Source organism: Protaetiibacter intestinalis (assembly GCF_003627075.1).
In the GTDB taxonomy this organism is placed as follows: Bacteria; Actinomycetota; Actinomycetes; order Actinomycetales; family Microbacteriaceae; genus Homoserinibacter; species Homoserinibacter intestinalis.
This window is the reverse complement of the sequence record NZ_CP032630.1, coordinates 1,259,469-1,282,281: the sequence shown is the minus strand read 5'-3', so window position 1 is coordinate 1,282,281 and position 22,813 is coordinate 1,259,469. Positions and strand designations below refer to the sequence as shown.

Annotated in this window: 19 protein-coding genes; 8 read left to right on the top strand and 11 right to left on the bottom strand. The window is 73.9% G+C overall.

Going from position 1 to position 22,813, the window contains the following annotated elements:
• Positions 1-100 precede the first annotated feature (100 nt).
• Positions 101-835: an alpha/beta fold hydrolase gene (locus D7I47_RS06165; RefSeq protein WP_120762233.1), complete on the top strand. Its 735-nt coding sequence runs from the start codon at positions 101-103 to the stop codon at positions 833-835.
• On the opposite strand, the gene D7I47_RS06160 is transcribed toward D7I47_RS06165, so the two are convergent.
• From D7I47_RS06160 to D7I47_RS06140, 5 genes are all read right to left on the bottom strand, one after another.
• A complete protein-coding gene (locus D7I47_RS06160; RefSeq protein WP_120762232.1) occupies positions 819-1,643 on the bottom strand; it encodes a hypothetical protein in 825 nt (274 codons plus the stop codon). The genes D7I47_RS06165 and D7I47_RS06160 overlap by 17 nt on opposite strands.
• Entirely contained in the window at positions 1,643-2,884 is a 1,242-nt protein-coding gene (locus D7I47_RS06155; protein WP_120762231.1) for a CaiB/BaiF CoA transferase family protein, read from the bottom strand. Before D7I47_RS06155 ends, D7I47_RS06160 begins: the two co-directional genes overlap by 1 nt.
• 22 nt (positions 2,885-2,906) lie before the next feature.
• Positions 2,907-3,875, bottom strand: coding sequence for a hydroxymethylglutaryl-CoA lyase (locus D7I47_RS06150; protein WP_120762230.1), 969 nt, complete (start codon positions 3,873-3,875; stop codon positions 2,907-2,909).
• Positions 3,872-5,143 (bottom strand): hydroxymethylglutaryl-CoA reductase, degradative, encoded by a 1,272-nt coding sequence (locus tag D7I47_RS06145; protein ID WP_264371293.1) that lies wholly within the window; start codon positions 5,141-5,143, stop codon positions 3,872-3,874. Before D7I47_RS06145 ends, D7I47_RS06150 begins: the two co-directional genes overlap by 4 nt.
• Positions 5,144-5,276: 133 nt before the next feature.
• Entirely contained in the window at positions 5,277-7,082 is a 1,806-nt protein-coding gene (locus D7I47_RS06140) for a helix-turn-helix domain-containing protein (protein WP_120762228.1), read from the bottom strand.
• 140 nt (positions 7,083-7,222) lie between these two features.
• On the opposite strand from D7I47_RS06140, the gene D7I47_RS06135 reads away from it, so the two are divergent.
• Complete coding sequence (locus tag D7I47_RS06135) at positions 7,223-8,713, top strand: amidohydrolase (RefSeq protein WP_120762227.1); 1,491 nt, start codon at positions 7,223-7,225, stop codon at positions 8,711-8,713.
• 405 nt (positions 8,714-9,118) lie between these two features.
• Here D7I47_RS06135 and D7I47_RS06130 read toward each other — a convergent pair whose 3' ends face one another.
• Genes D7I47_RS06130 through D7I47_RS06110 form a run of 5 tightly spaced genes read right to left on the bottom strand, consistent with a single transcriptional unit; the run spans position 9,119 to position 15,966 of the window.
• Entirely contained in the window at positions 9,119-10,690 is a 1,572-nt protein-coding gene (locus D7I47_RS06130; RefSeq protein ID WP_120762226.1) for an amidohydrolase, read from the bottom strand.
• Entirely contained in the window at positions 10,690-11,682 is a 993-nt protein-coding gene (locus tag D7I47_RS06125) for an ABC transporter permease (RefSeq protein ID WP_120762225.1), read from the bottom strand. The genes D7I47_RS06130 and D7I47_RS06125 overlap by 1 nt, the downstream gene beginning before the upstream one ends.
• The gene (locus D7I47_RS06120) at positions 11,679-12,617 is read right to left on the bottom strand and encodes an ABC transporter permease (RefSeq protein WP_120762224.1); all 939 of its coding nucleotides are present in this window, start codon (positions 12,615-12,617) and stop codon (positions 11,679-11,681) included. Before D7I47_RS06120 ends, D7I47_RS06125 begins: the two co-directional genes overlap by 4 nt.
• The gene (locus D7I47_RS06115; RefSeq protein WP_120762223.1) at positions 12,614-14,326 is read right to left on the bottom strand and encodes a dipeptide ABC transporter ATP-binding protein; all 1,713 of its coding nucleotides are present in this window, start codon (positions 14,324-14,326) and stop codon (positions 12,614-12,616) included. The genes D7I47_RS06120 and D7I47_RS06115 overlap by 4 nt, the downstream gene beginning before the upstream one ends.
• Positions 14,323-15,966 carry an ABC transporter substrate-binding protein gene (locus D7I47_RS06110; protein WP_120762222.1) on the bottom strand — a complete coding sequence of 548 codons (1,644 nt, stop codon included), beginning with the start codon at positions 15,964-15,966 and terminating at the stop codon, positions 14,323-14,325. The genes D7I47_RS06115 and D7I47_RS06110 overlap by 4 nt, the downstream gene beginning before the upstream one ends.
• A 174-nt stretch (positions 15,967-16,140) precedes the next feature.
• On the opposite strand from D7I47_RS06110, the gene D7I47_RS06105 reads away from it, so the two are divergent.
• The 6 genes from D7I47_RS06105 to D7I47_RS06080 all read left to right on the top strand — a co-directional run bounded on the left by D7I47_RS06105 (position 16,141) and on the right by D7I47_RS06080 (position 21,652).
• The gene (locus tag D7I47_RS06105; protein ID WP_120762221.1) at positions 16,141-16,761 is read left to right on the top strand and encodes an FMN-binding negative transcriptional regulator; all 621 of its coding nucleotides are present in this window, start codon (positions 16,141-16,143) and stop codon (positions 16,759-16,761) included.
• A gap of 88 nt (positions 16,762-16,849) precedes the next feature.
• Positions 16,850-18,115, top strand: a complete 1,266-nt coding sequence (locus D7I47_RS06100; protein WP_120762220.1) for a CaiB/BaiF CoA transferase family protein — start codon at positions 16,850-16,852, stop codon at positions 18,113-18,115.
• Entirely contained in the window at positions 18,112-18,897 is a 786-nt protein-coding gene (locus tag D7I47_RS06095; protein WP_120762219.1) for an enoyl-CoA hydratase/isomerase family protein, read from the top strand. The genes D7I47_RS06100 and D7I47_RS06095 overlap by 4 nt, the downstream gene beginning before the upstream one ends.
• A gap of 19 nt (positions 18,898-18,916) precedes the next feature.
• Positions 18,917-20,299 carry a helix-turn-helix domain-containing protein gene (locus tag D7I47_RS06090; protein ID WP_120762218.1) on the top strand — a complete coding sequence of 461 codons (1,383 nt, stop codon included), beginning with the start codon at positions 18,917-18,919 and terminating at the stop codon, positions 20,297-20,299.
• A gap of 76 nt (positions 20,300-20,375) precedes the next feature.
• Entirely contained in the window at positions 20,376-20,816 is a 441-nt protein-coding gene (locus D7I47_RS06085) for a cupin domain-containing protein (RefSeq protein WP_120762217.1), read from the top strand.
• A gap of 2 nt (positions 20,817-20,818) precedes the next feature.
• A complete protein-coding gene (locus D7I47_RS06080; RefSeq protein ID WP_120762216.1) occupies positions 20,819-21,652 on the top strand; it encodes an alpha/beta fold hydrolase in 834 nt (277 codons plus the stop codon).
• An 8-nt stretch (positions 21,653-21,660) separates the two neighbouring features.
• Here D7I47_RS06080 and solA read toward each other — a convergent pair whose 3' ends face one another.
• Entirely contained in the window at positions 21,661-22,797 is a 1,137-nt protein-coding gene (solA, locus tag D7I47_RS06075; protein WP_157981649.1) for an N-methyl-L-tryptophan oxidase, read from the bottom strand.
• Positions 22,798-22,813: the final 16 nt, after the last annotated feature.

Genomic DNA, 22,813 nt, shown 5'->3' with positions numbered 1-22,813 from the left:
CGGCATCCCCTCGGGGGCGGTCAGGGCGCACACCCTGGCGGTCCCCGAGCTGTGTCTCCGGCACATATCGGTACGGCATGGCGCCCCGTAGGGTGGCGCCATGCCGTACCTGCGCGTTGGGCCCGAGACGATCTACCACGAGGTGCACGGCACCGGTGAGCCGCTCCTGCTGCTGCACGGCGGGTACTGCTCGCTCGAGAACATGCGCCCGCTCGGCGGGCTGCTCGCCGAGCGCTACGAGGTGCACGCCCCCGAGCGCGCCGGCCACGGCCGGACGCCCGACCGCGAGGGCCCCTACGGCTACGGCCGCATGCTCGAGGAGACCGTGGCCTACCTGGATGCCGTGGGTCTCGACTCCGTGCACGTCGTCGGTTTCAGCGACGGCGGCATCCTCGCGCTGCTGCTCGCCCTCGAGCACCCGGGGCGGGTGCGCCGCATCGTGCCGATCAGCGCCAACATCCACACCGACGCCTTCGTGCCCGAGGACTACCCGCACGAGACCGTGCCGCAGGCCGCCCACGAGCGGCTCGACCGCGAGTACGCCGAACTCTCGCCCGACGGCGCGGAGCACGGCGCGGTCGTGCTCGAGAAGCTGCTCGCGATGTGGACGGCCGAGCCCGACATCCCCGTCGCGTCGCTCGCCGGCATCCGGGTGCCGACGCTCGTCATGGCGGGCGAGCACGACGCGATCCGCCGCGACCACAGCGAGCTGATCGCCTCATCCATCCCGGGAGCACGGCTCGTCGTGGTGCCGGGCACCACGCACATGCTCGTGAGCGAGCGACCGGATGCCGTGGCCGCCGAGGCGCTCGGCTTCCTCAGCGCCGGCGGCTGACGCCCTCGCCCTGCACGCTCGCCCGCGCCACGAGCTCGCCGGCCGGGCCGAGCGCGCTCACCTCGACCCCGGCGCCCGTCCGGCGGCCGCGCAGCCGCACCTCGGCGTCCACGAGCACGGGCGCGTGGGAGCGGTAGGCGACGGTGCGCGGCGCGAGGTCCGGCTCGTGCGCCGCGACCGCGTCGAGCAGCAGGATGCGCAGCAGCGGGCCGTGCACCAGCAGCTCGGCGAGCCCCTCGACGCGCTGCGCCCAGTCGCGGTCGTAGTGGATGCGGTGCGTGTTGAAGGTGATGGCCGAGAAGCGGAAAAGCTGACGGACGTCGACCGTGACCCTCCGCTCCCAGTCGGCGGGCTCCTCCGGGGCCGCCACGGGCGCGGCGGCCGCACCCGGTTCCGCCGCCTCCAGGAACACGTCGTGCCAGGTGCTCTCGATCGCGAGCCGCCCGTCGACGCGGTACTCGCGCACGATGTCGGCGAACACGAGCCGCCCCGAGCGTCCCGTCTTCTCCACGACCGCCCCCGCGCGGGCGGACTGCTCGACGCGCTCCCCGAACCGCAGCGGGGCGTGGAAGACCGTGTCCTCGCCCGCGTACATGCGCCGCGGCAGCTCGATCTCGGGCAGGATGCCGTCGCGGGCGGGCGTGCCGTCGGGGCGCAGCGCGGCGAGGTCGGCGTCGAAGGGGAAGTACAGCCCCTCCCAGCCGGGCGGCAGCGCGCCGCCCGACACCGGGATGACGGCGCTCGGCGCGAAGGTGCCGCGGTACTGCGCCGCCGGCACGGCGGAGAGGGTCTCGCGGCGGGTCGGCATCAGATCACGCCGTCCGCCCGGAGCACGGCGATGCGCTCGGCGTCGTAGCCGGCGAGGCCCGCCAGCACGATGTCGGCGTGCTCGCCCATGCGGTTCGCCGTGCGGGCCGGGGTGGCGGGGGTGGCGCTCAGCTTGATCGGCTGGCCGAACATCCGCAGCACCCCGAGCGGGCCGTAGTCGGCCTCGACGACCATCTCGCGCTCGGCGGTGCCGGGCTCCTCGACGACCTCGCCGATGTCGCGCACGGCGGTGAGCGGGATCACGTCGCCCGCGAGCCGCTCGAGCTCGGCGCGCGTGCGGTCGGCGAACCAGGCGACGACGAGCGGCTTCACGCGCCGCTCGTACACCTCGGGGTCGAAGCGCTTGCGCATGGTGTCGAGTTCGGGGTCGTCGGCCGCCTCGGGCGTGCCGAACAGTTCGCACGCGGCCCGCCACAGCTTGTCGGTGTAGGCGCCGAAGAACACCTGGCCGTCGGCGCACGGGAACAGCTCGTAGGGGCGCACCCAGGCGTGCGCGTTGCCCTGCGGCGACGCCACCTTGCCCTCGACCGTGTAGTCGACGACCGCGGTCTCCGTCATCGCGATGATGCTGTCGACCTGCGCGACGTCGACGAGCTGGCCCTCGCCCGTCGCCTCCGCGTGCCGCAGCGCCGCGAGCGCCCCGATCACGCCGAACAGGGATGCCGACAGGTCGCCGATCGTCACGCCGACGCGCACGGGCGCCTCGCCCGGGTAGCCGTTCATCGACCAGATGCCGCCCGCCGCCTGCGCCGTGTTGTCGAACGCCGGTCGGCGGCTGCGCGAACCGGTCTGCCCGTAGCCGGAGATCGCGAGGTACACGAGCCGCGGGTTGATCGCCGCGAGCGTCTCGTAGGAGAGGCCGAGCTTCGCCATGGTGCCGGGTCGGAAGTTCTCGACGAGCAGGTCGGCGCCCGCCACGAGGTCCTTCAGCACGGCCTTGCCCTGCTCGTTCGCGAGGTCGAGGGCGAGGCCGAGCTTGCCGCGGTTGTACTGGCCGTAGTAGCCGCTGAACTCCTCCTCGCCGTCGCGCAGGTAGGGCGGGAAGCCGCGCGACACATCCGGGTCGGCGGGGTTCTCGACCTTGATGACGGTCGCGCCGAGGTCGGCGAGCAGCGACGCCGCGTACGGCCCGGCGAGCACGCGCGAGAGGTCGAGCACGACGACCCCCGAGAGCGAGCCCGCGGAGGCGGCGAGCAGCGGATGCGGTGTCGGGAGGTTCATGGTGCGGCTCCGTTCGGGCGGTTCAGGAGACCCCTGCTGCGGTGAGCGCCGTGGCGACCCGGGAGGCGAGCGGCCGACCGAGCACGCGCGACATCCACTGCGAGGTGCGCACGAGGCCCTCGAGGTCGACGCCGGTCTCGATGCCGAGGCCGTGCAGCAGCCAGACGAGCTCCTCGGTTGCGAGGTTACCCGTGGCGCCCTTCGCGAAGGGGCAGCGCCCGAGGCCGCCGGCCGAGCTGTCGAACTCGGTGATGCCGACCCGCAGGGCGGCCTGCACGTTGCCGAGCGCCTGGCCGTAGGTGTCGTGCAGGTGCAGGGCGAGCACGTCACGGGGCACGCCGGCGTCGACGGTGCGTTCGACGAGGTCGACGACGTGGCCGGGGGTGCCGGTGCCGATCGTGTCGCCGAGGGCGATCGTGGAGGCGCCCGCGGCGTGCAGGCGGCCGGCGAGCTCGGCGACGCGGGCGACGGGCACCGGGCCCTCCCACGGGTCGCCGAACGACATCGAGACGTAGCCGCGGACGGGCACCCCCACCTCGCCGGCGGCCGCGATCACCTCGGCGGCGGTCGCGAGGGCGCCCTCGACGGTCGTGTTGAGGTTCGCGTGGGCGAAGCTCTCGGTGGCGCTCACGACCACCGAGACCTCGTCGAGGCCGGCCGCGAGCGCGCGGTCGAGGCCGCGGCGGTTGGGCACGAGCGCGACGCCGCGCACCCCCTCGGGCACCGCGACGCCGGCGACGACCTCCTCGGCATCCGCGAGCTGCGGAATCCAGCGTGCCGGCACGAAGCTCGTCAGCTCGACGGCCCCGAGGCCCGTCGCGAGCAGCCGACGGCAGAACTCGATCTTGACCTCGGGCGAGAGGATCTCGGGCTCGGCCTGCAGGCCGTCCCGCGGGCCGACCTCGAAGACGCGCACGCGCGTCGGCAGGCCCGGGTCGGCCACCGGCTGGGGGCGCGGATGCCAGAGCGGCCGGGCGTCGGGATCGGTCATCGCACGGAACGCAGCTCGGCGAGCACGTCCTGGGCGTGTTCGAGCCGGATGAGCTTGTCGGCCACGATGCGCTCCGCGACGCGCGTGATCTCCTCGCCGGCGGCGCCCGCGGAGGCGGCGATCGTGCGGGCGTGCAGGGTCATGTGGCCGCGCTGGATGCCCTCGGCCGCGAGCGCCCGCAGCGCCGCGAGGTTCTGGGCGAGACCCACCGAGGCGATGACCGCGGCCAGCTCGGCCGCCGTGCGGATGCCGAGCAGGCGGATGGCGGCCTGCGCCACCGGGTGCGCGCGCGTCGCGCCGCCGACGAGCCCGACCGCGAGCGGCAGCTCGAGCGTGCCCGCGAGGTGCCCGCCCTCGCCGAGCTCGAAGTGCGACAGCGCGGTGTAGCCGCCCCCGCGCGCGGCGTGCGAGTGGGCACCCGACTCGACGGCGCGGGTGTCGTTGCCGGTCGCGAGCACGACGGCCGTGATGCCGTTCATGATGCCCTTGTTGTGGGTCGCGGCGCGGTACGGGTCGGCCTCGGCGAAGGCGCTCGCGTGCACGATGTCGCGCACCACCTGCGCGCCGCCGAGCAGCTCGGCGTCGAACACGGCCCGCGCCCGGATGAGCCGCTGGTCGGCCTTGTTGGAGAGGATGCGCAGCAGCGAGCGACCGTCGGCGAGCTCGGCGACGCGCGGGGCGAGCGCCTCGGCCATCGTGTTGACCGCGTTCGCGCCCATGGCATCCCGCACGTCGACGTGCAGGTGGGCGACGAGGTGCACGCCCGTGCGGGTGGGCAGGGTGCGCACGACGAGGTCGCGGGCGCCGCCGCCGAGGCTCGTGAGCATCGGGTCCTGCGCGTCGGCGAGTGCGAGCAGCTCCTCGCGCGCCTCGAGCAGTCGCAGGCGCGCCGCCTCGGGGTCCGCCGCGTCGACCACCTGGATCTGGGCGATCATCACGGGGCCCGTCGTGGAGGTGCGGAAGCCGCCGTGGCCGCGCGTCATCCGGGCGGCGTTCGAGGCCGCAGCGACGACGCTCGGCTCCTCGGTGGCCATCGGCACGAGGCGGTCGACGCCGTCGATCGTGAAGTTGGTGGCGACGCCGACCGGGATGCCGATGATCCCCACGACGTTCTCGATGAGGTGGTCGGCGGCCTCCAGCGTGAGGCCGCGCGCGGGGTCGAGGGCGTCGAGGGCGCCCGCGTCGAGGCCGGCGGCCTCGGTCACCGCGGCACGCCGTGCGGTGGCGTCGAGATCCCGCAGTCCCGACAGTCGGCTGTTGATCGACACTGGTGCTCCTCCACGGATCGGTCGTCGATCGAGCCGCGTCCCCGCGACCGACCGCATCGAGTTCACCCTAGGAATCCGCCGCACGACGGCGTATGGAACGTCCACCCACGCCTGAGGGTGTCTCGTGTGCGGATCAACCGCCCCCGAGCTGCTCGCTCAACTCGTCGAGCCGGGTGGCCAGACCGATGCGGAACAGCCGCTCGTCGTCGCGCCAGCCCTCGCCGAGCACGGCATCCAGGCGCTCGAGGCGCTGCAGGATCGTGTTGGTGTGGAAGTTGAGCGCGCGCGCCGTGCGGGTGGGGCTCGCGTTGTGCCGCACGAACGCCCGCAGGGTGCCGAGCAGGTCGGTGCCGCGGCTCTCGTCGTAGCGCCGCACGGCCCCGATCGTGCCGTCGAGGAACGCCGCGAGCGCACGCTCGTCGGCGTCGAGGATGGCGGAGTACGGCAGGTAGTCCTCGGTGCGGGCGGTGAGGTCGTCGGCGCCGAGGGCGGCGAGCAGCCGGGCTGTGCGCAGCGCCTGACCGGCCGCCGCCGGGAGCGCCCCGGCGGCCCGCGGCGGCACGACCGCGAGCACGGGGCGCTGCACGGCCCGCGCGACCCGCGCCCGCAACTGCTCGAGGTCGGGCGAGACGGTGTCGCCGTCGTAGCAGACCACCACGAAACCGCGGTACTCGCCCACGAGCGCCCGCTGGTCGAAGGAGGGGGCGAGGGTCCGTGCGGCGCCCGCCCGATGCTCGCCCGGCACCACGAACAGGGCGAGCGCGTCGAGCCGTTCGGGGTCGATGCCGAGGCGGCGCACGCGACGCTCGACGTCGCCGCGGCGCTCGGGCACGGCATCCAGCAGTTCGGCGACGAGCTCGCTCTGGGTGCGGTGCTCGGCCCCCGCAACGGCCTCCTGCTGCAGGGCGAGCAGGGCACCCACCTGCGCGGCGCGCTCCACCGTGCGACGGTCGACGGCGCCGAGCGCGAAGTCGCCGTCGCCGAGCAGCACCGTGCCGAAGAACTGGGGGCCGGCGGTGAGCGCCGCGACCGCGTGCACGCCCGGCACCCCCTCGACGAGCACGCAGTGCCCGGATGCACGGCTCTCCTCGATCGCGGCGCGCGTCGCATCCGCGAGCTCGACCATGCCCTCCGGCAGCGGCAGGCCCGCGGCGGCGATGAGTCGGCCGCCCGCGTCGACGATCGCGACCGTGCGGTCGAGGGCGGAGGAGAGCGTCTCGGCCACCGGCGAGAAGCCGCCGCCCGCGAGCACGGCGTGCACGAGCTCCTGGTGCACCGTGTTGGCCCGGTCGCGCTCGGTGAGGTGCTCGGTGAGGCTCTCGAGGGCGTGGCGGGTCTCGTCCTCCGAGCTGCGCAGCTCGCGCAGGGTGCGCGCCGTCTGCAGCACGATCGAGGCGTGGTCGGCGAGCGCCGAGAGCAGCGCGATCTCCTCGGGGGTGAACACGTGCTCGTCGCGGTCGGCGACGAACAGCACGCCGAGCACCTCGTCGTCGGTCAGCATCGGCACACCGAGGATCGACACGAGCCCCTCGGCCGAGACGGCGTCGTCGATGCCGCGCTCGTGGCGGTCGCTCGCGTAGTCGGCGTAGCGCGACACCCACTGGGCGGCACGCGTCTCGACGATCGCGCTCGCGAGGCCCGCACCGGCCGGCACGCGCAGCTGCTGGAAGGCGGCACTCACCGAGCCGCTCGTCTCGCGCACCCGGAGTTCACGGGATGCGGGGTCGAACTCGGAGAGGTAGGTGACGTCGGCGCCCATCATCTCGTGGGCGCGCTGCACGAGGCGGGCGAGCACGGCATCCGAGTCGCGCAGCTCGGCGAGCTCGCGGGCGCTCGCGAACAGGGCGCTCAACTCGTGCTCGCGGCGGCGCAGGCGGGTGTTCTCGCGGCGCAGGCGTTCGAGCTCGTCGGCGGCGCGCGCGGGTGCGTCCTCGCTCATCGGGTCCTCCGTCGTCCGCCGGCCCTCCCAGTCTCGCGGGCGGGCCGCGGTCCGGGCAGGGCGGATTTCACATGAGTATGCCGCGGAGGTGGCGGTATGTCACATACTCCTGCGTCGGGGCGGCTGCGTAGGGTGACAGGGTGACCACCGCCGCGCCGCCGCTGCTGCTGCGCGGGGCGCGACTTCCCGGGGCCGAGGGCGAGCACGCGGTGCTGCTGCGCGACGGGCGGATCGCCGCCGTCGACCCGCGCGACCGCGCCGAGACGGCGGGCGCCGAGCCGGTCGAGCTCGGGGGACGCCTGCTGCTGCCGGGGCTGTGGGACGAGCACGTGCACCTCACCCAGCACGTCATCCGTCGCCGCCGCTTCGACCTCGCCGACACCGCGAGCCCCCGCGAGGTGCTCGAGCGGCTGGGCGCGGAGCTCGCGCGACGCGGGGAGGCCGCGCCCGACGAGCTGCTCGTCGGATACGGCTTCCGCGACGGGTTGTGGACCGAGGCGCCGAGCCTCGCCGCGATCGACCTCGTCGCGCCGCGGGTGCCCGTCGCGCTCGTGAGCGGCGACCTGCACTGCGCGTGGCTCAACACCGCGGGCGCCCGGATGCTGGGGCTCGCCCCGGATGCCTCGGGCCTCGTGCGCGAGGGCCCGTGGATCGCCGCCTCCGCCCGGCTCGAGAGTTCGAGCACGCTGCCCGCCTCGGCCTACCGCGAGGCCGCCGAGGATGCCGCCCGGCGCGGGGTCGTGGGGGTCGTCGAGCTCGAGCACGCCGACAACATCGCCGAGTGGCCGGCCCGCGTCGCGGCGGGCGTGGAGCAGCTGCGCGTCGAGGCCGCCGTCTGGCCCGACCGGCTCGAGGCGGCGATCGCCGCGGGGCACCGCACGGGCGACGCACTCGACCCCGCGGGCCTCGTGCGCATGGGGCCGCTCAAGATCGTCGTCGACGGCTCGCTCAACACCCGCACGGCCTGGTGCTGGGAGCCGTATCCCGACCTCGACCCGCACGCCGAGCACGCCTGCGGCGTCATCACGACCGCCCCCTCCGAGCTGCGCGAGCTGCTGCGACGGGCGCGTGACCACGGCATCTCGGCGGCCGTGCACGCGATCGGCGACCGGGCGAACAGCGAGGCGCTCGACGCCTTCGCCGAGCTCGGCATGGCGGGCCGCATCGAGCACGCCCAGCTCGTGGCCGAACGCGACTTCCCGCGCTTCGCCGCGCTCGGCGTGGTCGCGAGCGTGCAGCCCGAGCACGCCATGGACGACCGCGACGTCGCCGACCACCACTGGGCGGGCCGCACCGACCGCGCCTTCGCCTTCGGCTCGCTGCACGCCGCGGGCGCCGAACTGCGCCTCGGCTCGGACGCGCCCGTCGCGCCGCTCGACCCGTGGATCTCGATGTCGGCCGCCGTCGCGCGCCGCCGCGGCGACCGCGCGCCCTGGCATCCGGAGCAGCGCATCCCGTTCGAGGTGGCGCTCGCCGCCTCCACCCGCGGCCGCGCGACCGTCGCCGTGGGCGACCCCGCCGACCTCGTGGCGGTCGACCTCGACCCCGCGACCCTCGACCCCGATGCCCTGCGCACGATGCCGGTCGCCGCGACCTGGCTCGCCGGCCGCTTCACCCACCGCGCCCTCTGAGCCCCGCCGCCCGCCCACTCGGGCACTCCAGAAATGCAGGAGCTGCGGCCGCCGCGCCCCGGAATCCGGCCGAAGTAGTGCACGCCGCCGCAGAATCTCCTGCATTTCTGGAGTGAGGCGGATGCTGCGGTACGCGACCGACGCGACGGGGGCGGCGCGAGCACCTCAGCGAACCCGGTCACCACCCGCGAGAAATGCAGGAGATCTCATCCGGCGCTGCCGGCATCCCGCAACCCTGCGGGCTCCTCGAGGCGAATCTCCTGCATTTCTGTTCGACCCCCGAGACGACGCACTCCAGAAATGCAGGAGATGTGGGGTCGGCGGCCCGGAAGTCGGGGGGAGGGATGCGCGCGGGGCGCGAATCTCCTGCATTTCTGGAGTGGGGCGGATGCGGGAGGGCGGGTGTCAGCGCGCCCAGACGCGCTCGCCGGCGAGCCAGGTCTCGGCGACGCGGGTGCGGGCGATGTCGGCGGTGGGCACCGTGAGCACGGGGGCGTCGAGCACGACGAAGTCGGCGGGGGCGCCCGGCACGAGCGCGGCGGGGGTGCCGAGGGGTGCCAGCCGGGCGGCGCGCGAGGCGTAGAGCTCGAGCGCCTGCGCGACCGTGATCGCGGCGGAGGCGCCCACGTCCGTGCCGTCGGCGGCCCGCCGGTCGACCGCCGCCTGCACCGAGAGGAACACGTCGTCGGCGTCGCTCCACGCGGTCGCCGGCCGGTCGGAGGAGAGCGCGAGCGGCAGCGAGCTGCCGTACAGGGTGCGCAGCGGGTAGGCGCGCCCGTCGGAGACGTCGGGCAGGTTCTGCTTGTAGGCCTCGTACTCGGCGAACAGGAACACCGTGTGCGTCGCGACGCCGAACCGCATCCGCGCCCCCTCGAGCCGCCGCAGCAGCTCCTCCGGCACGAGCGTCACGTGCTCGAGCCGCACCGAGGGCACCGCGTCGAGCCACGGCTCCTGATCGCCGAACAGCTCGAGCACCCGCTCGAGCGCCCGGTCGCCCATCGCGTGGACGGCGAGCTGCACGCCGTTGCGGCGCGCCCACGCGCCCGCGGCGAGCGCCTCCGCGTCGGAGGTCATCTGGATGCCGCACCCGTCCGAGTCGGGGTACGGCTCGCGCACCCAGGCGGTGCGGTTCGAGAACGCGCCGTCCATGAGGATCTTGACCCCCGCGATCCGCACCCGGCCGGTGCGGTCGTCGTCGGTGAGCGTCTCGGGCACGCCGTGCACCCACCCGGGGTAGAGGGCGACGCGCGGCCGGAACCCGGCGGCGGATGCGTCGCGGAACACCCGCAGCGGCTCGGGGATGACACCGGAGAACAGGTCGCACACCCCGACGATGCCGTGCGAGAGGAAGTGCGCATCGAGCGAGACGACGCGCCGCACGAGCTCGGCGTGGTCGGGCTCGGGGCGGCGGTCGGCGACCGCGGCGACGGCCGCGAGCTCGGTGAGCACCCCGGTCGGGTTCCCGTCGGCGTCGCGCTCGAAGCGCGCGCCGGGCGGGTCGGGCGTCGCGGCCGTGATGCCGGCGACGTCGAGCGCCCGCGTGTTGCACACGGCCGAGTGCGCGTCGCAGCGCCACACGATGATCGGCCGCTCGGTCGAGACCGCGTCGAGGTCGGCCGCGTTCGGCGAGCGCCCCTCCGGGAACCGCGAGTCGTCGTAGCCGCGCCCCACGATCCAGGCGTCGTCGGGCCGCGCCGCGGCGTGCGCCCGAAGCACCTCCACGAGCCCCGCGAGCGAGGTGACGGCGGGCGGCAGGCAGTCGGCGGCGTCCGCCGCCTCGGCCATCAGCGCCGGATGCGTGTGCAGGTCGAGCAGGCCCGGCAGCACCGTGCGCCCGCCGAGGTCGACGACCTCCTCGCCCACCGCATCCGGGGCATCCGCGGCCTCGCCCACCCAGGTGACGAGCCCGTCCTCCACCCGGAACGCGGAGGCGAGCGCACCCTCGCCCGTGACGACCGTCGCGTTCGTGACGAGCATCAGCCCACCCGCACGCGGGGGTCGAGGATGCCGTAGACGAGGTCGATGAGCAGGTTGAGCGTCACCACGAGGAACGCCGCGAAGAGCGTGAGCCCGACGATGAGCTGCACGTCGACCGCCCCCACCGCCTCGATGAGCAGCGAGCCGATCCCCGGGATCGCGAACACCCGCTCCGTGATGACCGCGCCGCCGAGCAGCACGCCGAGGTCGAGGCCGAACACGGTCACCACCGGCAGCAGCGCCGTGCGCAGGCCGTGCCGGCCGATGACGCGCGCCTCAGCGAGCCCCTTCGCGCGGGCCGTGCGGATGTAGTCGAGCCCCATCACCTCGAGCATCTCGCTGCGGGTGAGCCGCGCGTAGACGGCCGCCGAGACGAAGGCGACCGACACCCACGGCAGGATCAGGTGGGTGAGCCACTCGACGGGCGAGTCCTCGAAGGGCACGTAGCCGGAGGTCGGCAGCCAGCGCAGCGTGAAGCCGAAGATCAGGATCACGAGGATGCCGGCGAGGTACACGGGGGTCGAGACGCCCGCGATCGAGAAGGTCATGATGCCGCGGTCGACGACGCTGTTGCGGCGCAGCGAGGCGATGAGCCCGCCGATCACGCCCGTCACGAGGAACAGGATGGCGGCGCCGAGGGCGATCGAGGCGGTCGCCGGGAAGCGGTCCGAGATGAGCTCGGTGACGGTCGCGTTCCGCAGGAACGAGTAGCCGAAGCACGGGGCGTCGCAGTCGATCGTGACGGTCGAGCCGAAGGTGCGGCCGAACAGGATGCCGCGCAGGAACTCGCCGAGCTGCACGAACCAGGGCTGGTCGACGCCCATGTACTCGCGCACCTTCGCAAGGTTCGCCTCGGTGCACGGCCGCCCGCAGGCGAGCCGCGCCGGGTCGGAGGGCAGCAGGTAGAACAGGGCGAAGGTCACGACGGCGATCACGAACAGCACGACGACGATGCCGAGCAGACGGAAGGAGAGGTAGCGCAACAGGGTCATCGGCGGGCCGTCCGCGGGTCGAGGGCGTCGCGCAGGCTGTCGCCGAACACGTTGAACGCGAGGGTCACGAGGAACAGGGCGGCGCCCGGGAAGACGAGGTACATGGGGCTCGTGCGCACCCACAGGATCGCGTCGCCGATCGTGCGGCCCCATGACGGCGTCGGCGGGGTCACCCCGACGCCGAGGAACGACAGCGCCGCCTCGGCCGCGATCATCCCGGGGATGATGAGCGAGGTGACGACGATGATCGTCGCGCCCACGTTCGGCAGCACCTGGCCGAGCACGATGCGCCCGGAGCGCGCGCCCATCGCCTTCGAGGCGACGACGAAGTTGCGCTCGCGCAGCGCGAGCGCCTGCCCGCGCACGATGCGCGAGATCCCGGGCCAGCCGAACAGGCCGATGACGAGCACGATGAACGGGGGCCGCGGCAGGTCGGCGGGGATGATCGCCATGAGCGCGATGAGGAAGACGAGCACCGGGAAGCCGAACATGACGTCGACGATGCGGCTCATGATCCGGTCGTACCAGCCGCCGAAGTAGCCGGAGGTGATGCCGACGATCGTGCCGATGAGCACCGAGAGCAGCGTCGCCGAGATGCCGATGAAGAGCGAGGTGCGGGCGCCGTACACGACGATCGAGAACAGGTCGCGGCCGGTGAGCGGCTCGACGCCGAACCAGTGGTCGGCGCTGATGCCGCCGCCCCAGCCGAGCGGCTGCCCCTGCCCGTCGAGCAGGTCCTGGTGGTAGGTGAAGGGGTCGTTGCCGGTGATCGCGGTGATCGGGTCGGCGAGGATCGCGGCGAGCAGGAAGACGGCGATCGTGACGGCGGATGCCACGGCGAACGGATCGCGGGCGAGCTTGCCGACGAGGGTGCGGAATCCGGTCTTGCGGGCCGAGACGGCGAGGTCGTCGCGGCCGGCGGTCGTGGCGGTCATGCGGCCGCCTCGGGGTCGTCGGCGTCGAGGGCGAGCCACAGCTCGCGCCGCTGCCGCTGCGCCGCCGGGTCGGCGACGGGGGCCGCGGCGAGCAGCCGGCGGGTGTAGGCGTTCTCGGGGGCGGCGAGCACCCGGCCGGCGGGCCCCTGCTCGACGATGCGCCCGAGCCGCATCACGGCGACCTCGTCGGCGAGCTCCTGCACGACCGCGAGGTCGTGGCTGATGAAGAGGCACGCGAAGCCGAGCTCGCGCTGCAGCTCGGCGAGCAGTTCGAGCACCCGCGCCTGCACCGAGACGTCGAGGGCGCTCGTGGGCTCGTCGGCGATGAGCAGGGTGGGCTCGAGGGCGATCGCCCGCGCGATCGCGACGCGCTGGCGTTGGCCGCCCGACAGCTCGTGCGGGAAGCGGTCGATCGTGGAGGCCGGCAGCCGCACGGCGTCGATGAGCTCGGCGGCGCGCCGCCGACGCTCCCGCTCGGGCGCGCGGGTGTGCAGTCGCAGCGGCTCGGTGATGGCGTCGCCCACGAGCGAGCGCGGGTTGAGCGAGGATGCCGGGTCCTGGAAGACGTAGCCGAGCGTGCTGCGGAGGCTGCGCATCCGCGCCGACGGGGCGGTCGCGAGGTCGACGCCGGCGACCTCGATGGAGCCGGAGCGCAGCGGCAGCAGGCCCGCGAACGCCCGGCCGAGGGTCGACTTGCCGGAGCCCGACTCGCCGACGAGTCCGAAGGTCTTGCCCCGCGCGATGCGGAACGAGGCGCCCTCCACGGCGACCACACCCCCGCCGCGCAGTCCGGCCCGGCCGTAGGCGATGACGGCGTCGCGCGCCTCCGCCGCGAGCGCGGCGTCGCCCGGCACGGCCTCCGCCGACGGCATCCGGGGGGCCGTCTGCAGACTCGACAGGCTCGGCACGGCGGCGAGCAGCTCGCGCGTGTAGTCCTCGGCGGGTGCGGCGAACACCGACTCGACCGAGCCGGTCTCGACCACCTTGCCCTGCCGCATGACGACCACGTCGTCGGCGAGGTCGGCCACCACGCCCATGTCGTGCGTGATGAGCAGGATCGCGGTGCCGTGCGTCGTGCGCAGCCCCCGCAGCAGTTCGAGGATGCCGGCCTGCACGGTCACGTCGAGCGCGGTCGTCGGCTCGTCGGCGATGAGCACGACGGGGTCGCACGAGATCGCCATCGCGATCATCGCGCGCTGCAGCTGGCCGCCCGAGAGCTCGTGCGGGAACGAACGCCCGACCCGGTCGGGATCCCTCAACCCGACCGAGCCGAGCAGCTCGAGCGTGCGCGCCCGCACCTCGGCCCGCGGCATCCGCGGGTGGTGGGCGCGGATCGCCTCCGCCACCTGCCAGCCGATGCGGTAGGCGGGGGTGAAGGCGCTCATCGGCTCCTGGAAGATCGTGCCGATGCGGCCGCCGCGCACCCGGCGCAGCTCTGCCGCATCCGCCCCGCGCAGTTCGCGGCCCTCGAGCCGCACGCTGCCGGACACCCGGGCGGTGCCGGGCAGCAGCCCGAGGATCGACATGGCCGTCGCGCTCTTGCCGGACCCGGACTCGCCCACGAGGGCGAGCACCTGGCCGCGGTGCACCTCGAACGAGATGCCGTCGACGGCGGGCGGAACCGGATCGGCCGGACCGGCCTGGCGGGTGAACTCGATGCGAAGTCCGTTCACCGCCAGGACGGTCTCGGCGCGATCCGTCCGGGTCATCCGGCCAGACTCAGCGTGGTGAAGTCCGGGAACGGCGGGTAGCCGGGGATGGTGAACGGCTCCACGTCGCTGCCCCCGAGGTAGGAGTTGCGCGTGAGGTAGAGCGGCAGCATCGAGCCGAGGCCCATGATCTGCTTGTCGATCGCCGTCCAGTCGGATGCCGCCTGGTCGGGGTCGGTCTCCGCGATGGCCGCGTGCATCGCCTCGTCGACGGCCGCGTCGTTCGTGCGGGACAGGTTGTACCCGCCGTCGATGTAGGCCGAGTCGAACATGAGGCTGATGTACGAGTTGGCGCTCGGGTAGTCGCCGATCCAGTACGACAGGAACATGTCGTAGTCGGGGTTGCCGCCCATCGCGTCACCGTACATGACCCCGATGTCGAGGGGGTTGATGTTGACGGTGATGTCCGCGCGGGCGAGTCCCTGCTGCAGCGCCTCGGCTGCGGCGGTGTCCTCGTTGGCGACCCACAGGTTGAGGGTGACGCCGTCGGGGTAGCCCGCCTCGGCGAGCAGCTCCTTGGCCTTGTCGACGTCCTCCGGGTAGAGGTCGAAGTCCTCGTGGCCGGCGATGCCGCCCGGGATGAGGGTGGTCGCCGCGACGGCGGCCTGGTCGCCGCCCTGGGCGAGCACGATGGCGGCCCGGTCGGTCGCGTACTGCACGGCCTGGCGCACGAGCGGGTTCGACAGGGTCGGGCTGTCGTTGTTGAGCGCCACGTAGTACAGCATCCCGCCGTCGGAGGTCACGAGCCGCTCCTGCGCCGACGGGTCGGCGTTCACGAGGGCGAGCTCGGCCGCGCTCAGCGGGTAGGCGTTGATCGAGGTCTTCGCGTCGCCCGTGTCGGAGATGAGCGACTGGGCGGTCGTCGACGGGTTCTGGCTCTGCCGGATGACGATCTTGTCGGGCCCGGCGGTGCGCACCTCGTCGGTCGACTGGTCCCAGTGCTCGTTGCGCACGAACACCGTCTCGGAGCCGGCCACGTTCGACTCGATCCGGTAGGGGCCGGATGCGATGGGCTGCTCGTCGTAGGCGGCCAGGTCGGTGCCCTCACCCACCGGCACGGGCGCGAAGGCGTTCATCGCCGCGAGCCACGGCCAGTCGCCGTAGGAGGTGGTGAGGTGGAAGACGATCGTCTTGTCGTCGGGCGTCTCGATGCCGTCGAGCTCGGCGCCGTCGAACGGGCCGGCGTAGCTGTCGCCGCCCTGGATGAGGCTCTGGTGGTAGTGCAGGCCGCCCGCGAGGTCGGGCGAGTAGGTGCGCTCGACGCCGTACTTGATGTCGGCCGAGGTGATCGGGGTGCCGTCCTCGAACTCGATGCCGTCCTTGAGGGTGTAGGTCCAGCTGAGGCCGTCTTCGCTGACGGTGCCGGTGTCGGTCGCGAGGTCGGGCACGACCTCGACGCCGCTGTCGGTGACCTTCCACGTGGTGAGGCGGCGGGCGATCAGCCCCTCCCAGGTGCTCGGGAAGTTGACGTTGATGGCGGGGTCCCATCCGAGCGTCGTGTCGGTGCTCAGGATGTAGAGGGTCTGCTCGCCGTCGCCCGTGTCGCCTCCGCCGGCGGTGCAGCCGGTGATGGCGAGGGCGGTGGCTGTCAAGGCGGCGGCGACTCCGACGAGTCTGCGGCTGCGGCGGTGGTGCGTCATTGCGGGGGCCTCCTCGGCTCTGGCTGCGATCAGGTTGGTGCGGAGGTGTTTCGGGTGCTCTGAGGCTAATCACGCCGTCAAGCGGGTGCGTATGTGGAGTCCACCCACAGGGTCGGGGCCCGGGTGTGCGAACCACCGCTCCCGCGGGGCGCCGCGACCCCGGATGCTGGGGGCGTGCGCGAGAACCCGGACTACGCCCTGACCGATCCCGAGGAGGCCAAGCGCCTCATCCGCGCCCACCCGTGGGCCACCATGGCCAGCGCCACCCCCGACGGCGTCGTCGTCTCGCACTACCCGTTCCTGCTCGACGAGGACGCCGACGGGATCGTGCTGCTGAGCCACGTCGGGCGCCCCGACGAACGTCTGCACCGGCTCGGGGAGTCCGAGCTCGCCGTCGTCTTCTCCGGCCCCTCCGGCTACATCTCCCCCTCCTGGTACGGGCTGCCGCACGCCGTGCCCACCTGGAACTTCGCCACCGTGCACGCCTACGGAACACCCGAGATCCTCGACCGGCACGAGAACCTCGCCGTGCTCGAGCGCCTCGTCGACCACTTCGAGGACCGCCTGCCGAACCCGTTCCGCATGCGCGGCACGCTCGAGAACTCCGCCTACGCCGACCGCATCGTCGACGGCACCGTCGGGTTCCGGATGCGGGTGACCCGTTTCGTCGGAAAGGACAAGATGAGCCAGGACAAGAGCCCCGAGGTCGTGGACCGCATCCTCGCCGAGCTCGAGGCGGAGGGCGGTCCGTACACGAACCCCGCCCTCGCCGCCCGCATGCGCGACGCCCGCTGACGCTTTATGTCGGTGGGAACACATCCAGCCGGGCATCTATAGCGCCCGCGCCATATCGACGGGTGCGGCGCGGTGACACGATCGCCGCATGATCGACGAGACCCTGCGCATCCGACTCGCGGAACTCGGCCGCCACGACCCGACCCCCGGCGCCCTCGCGGGCGTCGTCGTGATCGACATCACGCGCGTCGTGGCCGGCCCGTACTGCTCGATGCTGCTCGCGGACCTCGGGGCGACGGTCGTGAAGATCGAGCACCCCGACGACCCCGACTACGCCCGCACCTTCCCCCCGCAGCTCGAGGGGGAGGCGGGCACGGTGAGCGGCTTCTTCGCTCAGTTCAACCGCAACAAGCTCGGCGCCACCCTCAACCTGCGGCACCCCGGGGGCCGCGCGCTGCTCGAGCGGCTGGTCGCCTCCGCCGACGTGCTCGTCGAGAACTTCCGCCCCGGCACGATGGACCGACTCGGCCTCGGCTACGAGCGGTTGCGCGAGGTGAACCCGCGGCTCGTCTACGCGGCGCTCAGCGGCTTCGGTCAGACGGGACCCTCGCGCGGCAAACCCGCCTACGACAACTCCGCCCAGGCCACCGGCGGGCTGTGGTCGATGAACGGCCCGGCCGACGGCGAGCCCACGCGCGTCGGCACCATCATCGGCGACCTCGCCGCGAGCCTCTACGGCGCCATCGGCGTGCTCGCCGCCATCCGGCACGCCGAACGCACCGGCGAGGGCCAGCTCGTCGACATCTCGCAGCAGGACTCGGTCATGACCCTCACCGAGAACGCCGTCGTCAACCACCTCGCGACGGGCGCCGTCGCCCGCCCGCTCGGCAACGCGCACCCCTTCGTGCGCCCGTACGAGCTGTTCTCGTGCGCCGACGGCTACGTCTTCTTCGGCGGTTACACCGACAAGTTCTGGCGGATCTCCTGCGACATCTTCGGCGGCCCGGGGGAGTACGAGGCGCATCCCGAGCTGCACGCCATGGCCGACCGGTTCGACGCCGACGTCTACCGCGAGCGCGCGAAGCCGCTCGTCGACGGCTGGTTCGCGCACCGCACCAAGGCCGAGCTCGAGGAGCTCGCGGGGGATGCGGTGCCGCTCAGCGCCATCAAGGACATCGCCGAGGTGGTGGCCGACCCGCACATCGCGGCGCGCGACATGGTGGTCGAGACCGAGTACCCCGGCATCGGCACGCTCGGCACCTTCGGCTCGCCCGTCAAGCTCGGGGCGACCCCGCCCCGCACGCGCGGCGAGGCGCCCGCGATCGGCGCGCACACGGATGCCGTGCTCGACGCGCTGCTCGGGATGCCGGCCTCGGAGCTCGCGGCGCTGCGCGCGGACGGGACGATCTCGTGAGCGACGGGCGCGTCACCCTCGAGCGCGTCGACGGGGTCGGGGTGATCACGATCGACCGCCCCGCGAAGCTGGGGGCGCTGACCCTCGCCATGTACGACGAGCTCGGGGCGGCCTTCGCCGAGGTGCGCGACGACCCCGGCATCGGGGTCGCGATCCTCACGGGAACGGGAGACCGCGCCTTCTGCGTGGGCGCCGACCTCGGCGAGTCGATCCCGGCCCTCGCCTCCGGGAGGTTCGACATCCGCGAGTGGGACGCCGCGCACCAGAAGCACACCCGGCTCGAGAAGCCCGTCATCGCCGCGGTCAACGGGCTGTGCCTCGGCGGCGGGTTCGAGATCGTGCTGTCGACCGAGCTGCGGATCGCGGCCGCGTCGGCCGTGTTCGCGCTGCCCGAGACCGGCGTCGGCGTGGTGCCGGCGGGCGGCACCCTCGCGCGGCTCACGCGGCAGATCCCGTACCCGTGGGCGATGGAGCTCATGCTGCTCGGCACGCGCATCGACGCCGCGACGGCGCTGCGCTACGGCATCCTCAACCGCGTCGTGCCGGATGCCGAGCTGCAGGAGGCGGCGTGGGCGATGGCGCGCCGGGTGCTCGAGCTCAGCCGCACGGCCGTCGCCACGGTGATCCGCTCGGTGCGCGAACTGGGGGCGCTGCCGCTCGACGCGGCCTTCGACCGCGAGGCCGAACTCGGCCAGCAGGCCTTCACCTCCCCCGACGCCCGCGAGGGCCTCGCCGCCTTCGCCGCCCGCCGCGCGCCCCGCTTCCCCTCGGGCGCGGGGTGACGGTCCCTAGGCTGCCGTCATGACCGACGACGCGCTCGCGGCAGCCCTCGCTGAGAACGGGCGGCTGCGGCGGCGGGCGGCGGAGCTCGAGGCGCTGTTCTCGACGGCGCGCGAGCTCGTACGGCTGCGGGACGTCGACGAGGTGCTGAGCCGCCTCGTCGAGCGGGCTCACGCGCTCATGGGCACCGACGTCACCTACCTCTCCGAGGCGCAGGGCGCCGACGGCGAGCTGCGGGTGCGCTACACCGCAGGCACCGTGACCCCCGAGTTCCGCCGGCTGCGGGTGCCGGCCGGGGTCGGGCTCGCGAGCCTCGTCGTGCGCACCCGCGAGCCGGTGCGCGTGCCGCGCTACGAGGCGATGAGCGAGGCACCGCACGACGCGCACATCGACGCGGTCGTGCGGGCGGAGGGGCTCGTGTCGTTCCTCGGGGTGCCGCTCGCGGTCGGCGACGAGGTGCTCGGCGCCCTGTTCGCCTGCAACCGCTCACCGCACGAGTTCGCCCCCGAGCAGGTGCTGCTGCTGTCGGCCTTCGCCGACCACGCGGCGGCCGTGCTGCACAGTGCGCGGTTGCTCGCGGCCGCCTCGGCCGCGACGATCCGCGCCGAGGAGGCCTACCGCGAGCTGGAACGGCACCTCTCGGCATCCGCCCTCGCCGTGGTCGCGGAACGCCGGGCCGGGTGGCTGCTCGACGCGATCGACGGGCGCGCCCCCGCGGATGCCGACGACGGCGTCGCCGCGCCCGCCGGGTTCACGGGGTGCGCGGTGCTCGCGGTGGCCGCCCGCGGCCTGGTCGACGCGGTGCGCGTCGTGGAGCGCGCGGTGGGCGATGCGGGATTCGTGGCGGCGTGGAACGGCCGGATCGCGATCGCCTGGACCGCACCCGAGGTGGTCGCCGAGACGGAGCGGGTGCGCCGGATCGCGGCCGACGCGCTGCGCGACCCCGGCCTCACGGCGGTCGCGTTGCGGCGGGAGCTCGCGCGCGCCGGACTGCGCGAGGGCCTCGAGCGCGCGGTGCGCGACCTCGAGCTGCTGCCCGCGCTCGGCGTGACGGGGGCGACCGTGTCGTCGGACGCCTTCGCGCCCTACCAGGTGCTCGCCCCGGCCGACCCCGCCGCGCTCGACGGCTTCATCGCCGAGCTCCTCGGGCCCGTGCTCGCCTGGGACGAGCGGCGGGGCGCCCGCCTCGTCGACACCCTCGGCGCCTACTTCGACGCGGGCGAGAGCCGCGGGGCGACGGCGGCCACCCTGCGCATCCACCCCAACACGGTGCAGCAGCGTCTCGACCGCATCCAGGCCCTGCTCGACGGCGCCCTCGCCGACCCCGAGCGCCGCTTCCGCGTGCAGGCGGCCGTGCGCCTCGAGCTGCTGCGGCGGGCGGTGCGCGCCGCAGCCTCAGGGTGAACGCCACACCGCCGCCGGGCGCACCTGGTCCGCTCCACCATGTGCGCCGCGCACACCCTCCTGCGAGGCTCGGGGGGTGACCGAGTACGCGGGCGCCCGCAGTCCGATCCAGCGACGCGGCGACGAGCACCACGACTGGGCGCTGTACCGCGGCGAGGGGCGCGTCGGCATCGAGTGGTACTTCCGCGAGGCCTCCGCCCTGCCGACCTCGGTGATGCTGTACCACCTCGAACCCGGCACCTCGGAGGGTGAGCACCTGCACCTCGAGGGCGACCCCGCCAGCTGCTCGGTCGAGACCCAGCACGAGCTCTACCTCGTCGTCTCGGGCGAGGTGGTCATGACGGTCGACGGCGAGCGCGCGGTGCTCGGCCCCGGGGATGCCGTCTACGTGCCCGAGGGCGTGCCGCACGGCGTCGCCAACGAGACGGACGCGCCCGCCGAGCTCGTGCTGCTGTTCGGCGAGCCGACCGGACAGACCCCGTACACCGTGAACCCCGCCCGGGCGGAGGAGGACTGAGCATGCCGTACACCGCGACCGACGACATCCGCATCTACTTCGAGGCGTTCGGCGACCCGGCGCATCCGCTCGTCGTGCTCGTCTCGGGCGGGGGCGCGCAGCTGCTCAGCTGGGACGAGCGCTTCATCGCGCTGCTCACCGCCGAGGGGTTCCGCGTGGTGCGGTTCGACAACCGCGACACCGGGATGTCGCACCGCTTCGGCGGGCCGGAGGACGTCGACGGCGGCTACGGCCTCGAGGACATGGCCGACGACGTCGTGCGCGTGCTCGACGAGCTCGGGGTGCCGGCGGCGCACATCGTGGGCCACTCGATGGGCGGCATGATCGCGCAGATGGCCGCGATCCGGCACCCGGAGCGGGTGCTGAGCCTCGGGCTGCTCTCCACGATCCCCGACAAGAGCGACCGCTACGTGCTGCACGAGCACCCCGTCGTCGAGGTGCCCGAGCGGTACACGCGCGAGCAGATCGTCGCCTTCGCCGAACCGATGGCGCTCGCCTGGGCGGACGGCACCGCGTACGACCCGCAGCTCGAGTGGCACGTCGCACGGGCCGGCGAGGCCTACGACCGCGGCTACGCGCCGGAGGGGTTCATGCGGCAGTGGTCGGCCCTCTACCGCGCGCCCGACCGCCTCGAGGCGCTCCGCTCCGTGACCGTGCCGGCCCTCGTCTTCCACGGCCGCGAGGACCGCACGTTGCACTGGTACGCGGCGTTCGATATCGCGGATGCCATGCCCGCCGCCGAGCTGCAGGTGCACCCCGGCATGGGGCACTTCATCCCGTGGGAGCTCTGGCCGGACCTCGTCGCCGGCATCGTGCGCACGGCGCGGCGGGCGTAGCGCGTCCCCTACCCGGCCGGCGGTGCCGCGGCCACCGGCACCGCGAACCCCGAGATGTCGTCGCTCGTGGTGCCGTCGAGGGCGAGCTCGGCGAGCACGCGGCCGATCGCGGGGGTGAACTTGAAGCCGTGGCCCGCGGCGAGGGCGACCAGCACCTCCGGATGCGCGGGCAGCGGGCCGAGCACGAACTCGCGGTCAGGGGTGAGCGCGTACTGGCAGGTGACGGTGCGCAGCACCTCGCCCGAGCCGGGGATCACCTCGCCCATGAAGCCGCGCAGCTCGTCGAGCAGTTCGGGCGAGGGCACGAAGGTGCGCTCGGCGGGCGTCATGAGGTTCTCGGAGACGTCGCGCGCCGCCTTGATGCTCGGCTCGCCGTACGTCGGGAAGCCGTAGAAGCAGTGGTCGTCCTCCCAGATCCACACCGGGAAGCGCGCGGGGTCGTAGGGGGCGGCGTCGGCCGGCGCGAAGTAGCTCACCTGCTCCTGCATGACCACGAGCGGGATCTCGGCGCCGAGGGGGGCGAGCAGCTCGTTCGTCCACGCGTCGGCCGCGATGACGACCTTGCGAGCCCGCACCTCGCCGCCGGAGGTGCGCACGACGACGCCCTCGGCATCCGGCTCGACCGCCTCGACGCGCGTGCGGTCGCGGATGTCGGCGCCGTTCACGCGCGCGTGCAGCTGCAGCGTCGCGACCGTGCGGGCGGCGTGGGCGATGCCCGAGTCGGGGGTGTAGACGGTCTCGACGCCCTCCGGGATGGCGAACTGCGGCCAGCGCTCGTGCACCTCGGCCGGGCTCAGCAGCTCGTGCGGGACGCCCGTCGCGGTGAGCGCGCGGGCGAAGTCGGATGCCGCGTACGGTCCGCCGGTGCGGATGAAGACGACGCCGCCCGTGATGGTGGTGAGGCGCTCGCCGGTGGCCGCCTCGAGCTCGGCCCAGTCGCGGTAGGCGGACTGCGCGAGGCGCACGTAGCGCTCCTCGCCGTAGGAGGTGCGGATGATGCGCGAGGTGTCGTGCGAGGCCCCCCGCACGTGCCCGAGCTCGAACTGCTCGAAGGCGACGACCTTCGCCCCGCGCCGGGCGAGGTGGTAGGCGGCGGCGCTGCCGAGCGCCCCCATCCCGACGACGGCGACGTCGAAGGTCTCCATGCTGTGCGCGGCTCCT

Bases quoted from the DNA above. Each gene is read 5' to 3' on its own strand.
- D7I47_RS06165 (WP_120762233.1), top strand. From the start codon at position 101: ATGCCGTACCTGCGCGTTGGGCCCGAGACGATCTACCACGAGGTGCAC.
- D7I47_RS06160 (WP_120762232.1), bottom strand. From the start codon at position 1,643: ATGCCGACCCGCCGCGAGACCCTCTCCGCCGTGCCGGCGGCGCAGTAC.
- D7I47_RS06155 (WP_120762231.1), bottom strand. From the start codon at position 2,884: ATGAACCTCCCGACACCGCATCCGCTGCTCGCCGCCTCCGCGGGCTCG.
- D7I47_RS06150 (WP_120762230.1), bottom strand. From the start codon at position 3,875: ATGACCGATCCCGACGCCCGGCCGCTCTGGCATCCGCGCCCCCAGCCG.
- D7I47_RS06140 (WP_120762228.1), bottom strand. From the start codon at position 7,082: ATGAGCGAGGACGCACCCGCGCGCGCCGCCGACGAGCTCGAACGCCTG.
- D7I47_RS06130 (WP_120762226.1), bottom strand. From the start codon at position 10,690: ATGCTCGTCACGAACGCGACGGTCGTCACGGGCGAGGGTGCGCTCGCC.
- D7I47_RS06125 (WP_120762225.1), bottom strand. From the start codon at position 11,682: ATGACCCTGTTGCGCTACCTCTCCTTCCGTCTGCTCGGCATCGTCGTC.
- D7I47_RS06120 (WP_120762224.1), bottom strand. From the start codon at position 12,617: ATGACCGCCACGACCGCCGGCCGCGACGACCTCGCCGTCTCGGCCCGC.
- D7I47_RS06115 (WP_120762223.1), bottom strand. From the start codon at position 14,326: ATGACCCGGACGGATCGCGCCGAGACCGTCCTGGCGGTGAACGGACTT.
- D7I47_RS06110 (WP_120762222.1), bottom strand. From the start codon at position 15,966: ATGACGCACCACCGCCGCAGCCGCAGACTCGTCGGAGTCGCCGCCGCC.
- D7I47_RS06100 (WP_120762220.1), top strand. From the start codon at position 16,850: ATGATCGACGAGACCCTGCGCATCCGACTCGCGGAACTCGGCCGCCAC.
- D7I47_RS06090 (WP_120762218.1), top strand. From the start codon at position 18,917: ATGACCGACGACGCGCTCGCGGCAGCCCTCGCTGAGAACGGGCGGCTG.
- D7I47_RS06080 (WP_120762216.1), top strand. From the start codon at position 20,819: ATGCCGTACACCGCGACCGACGACATCCGCATCTACTTCGAGGCGTTC.
- solA (WP_157981649.1), bottom strand. From the start codon at position 22,797: ATGGAGACCTTCGACGTCGCCGTCGTCGGGATGGGGGCGCTCGGCAGC.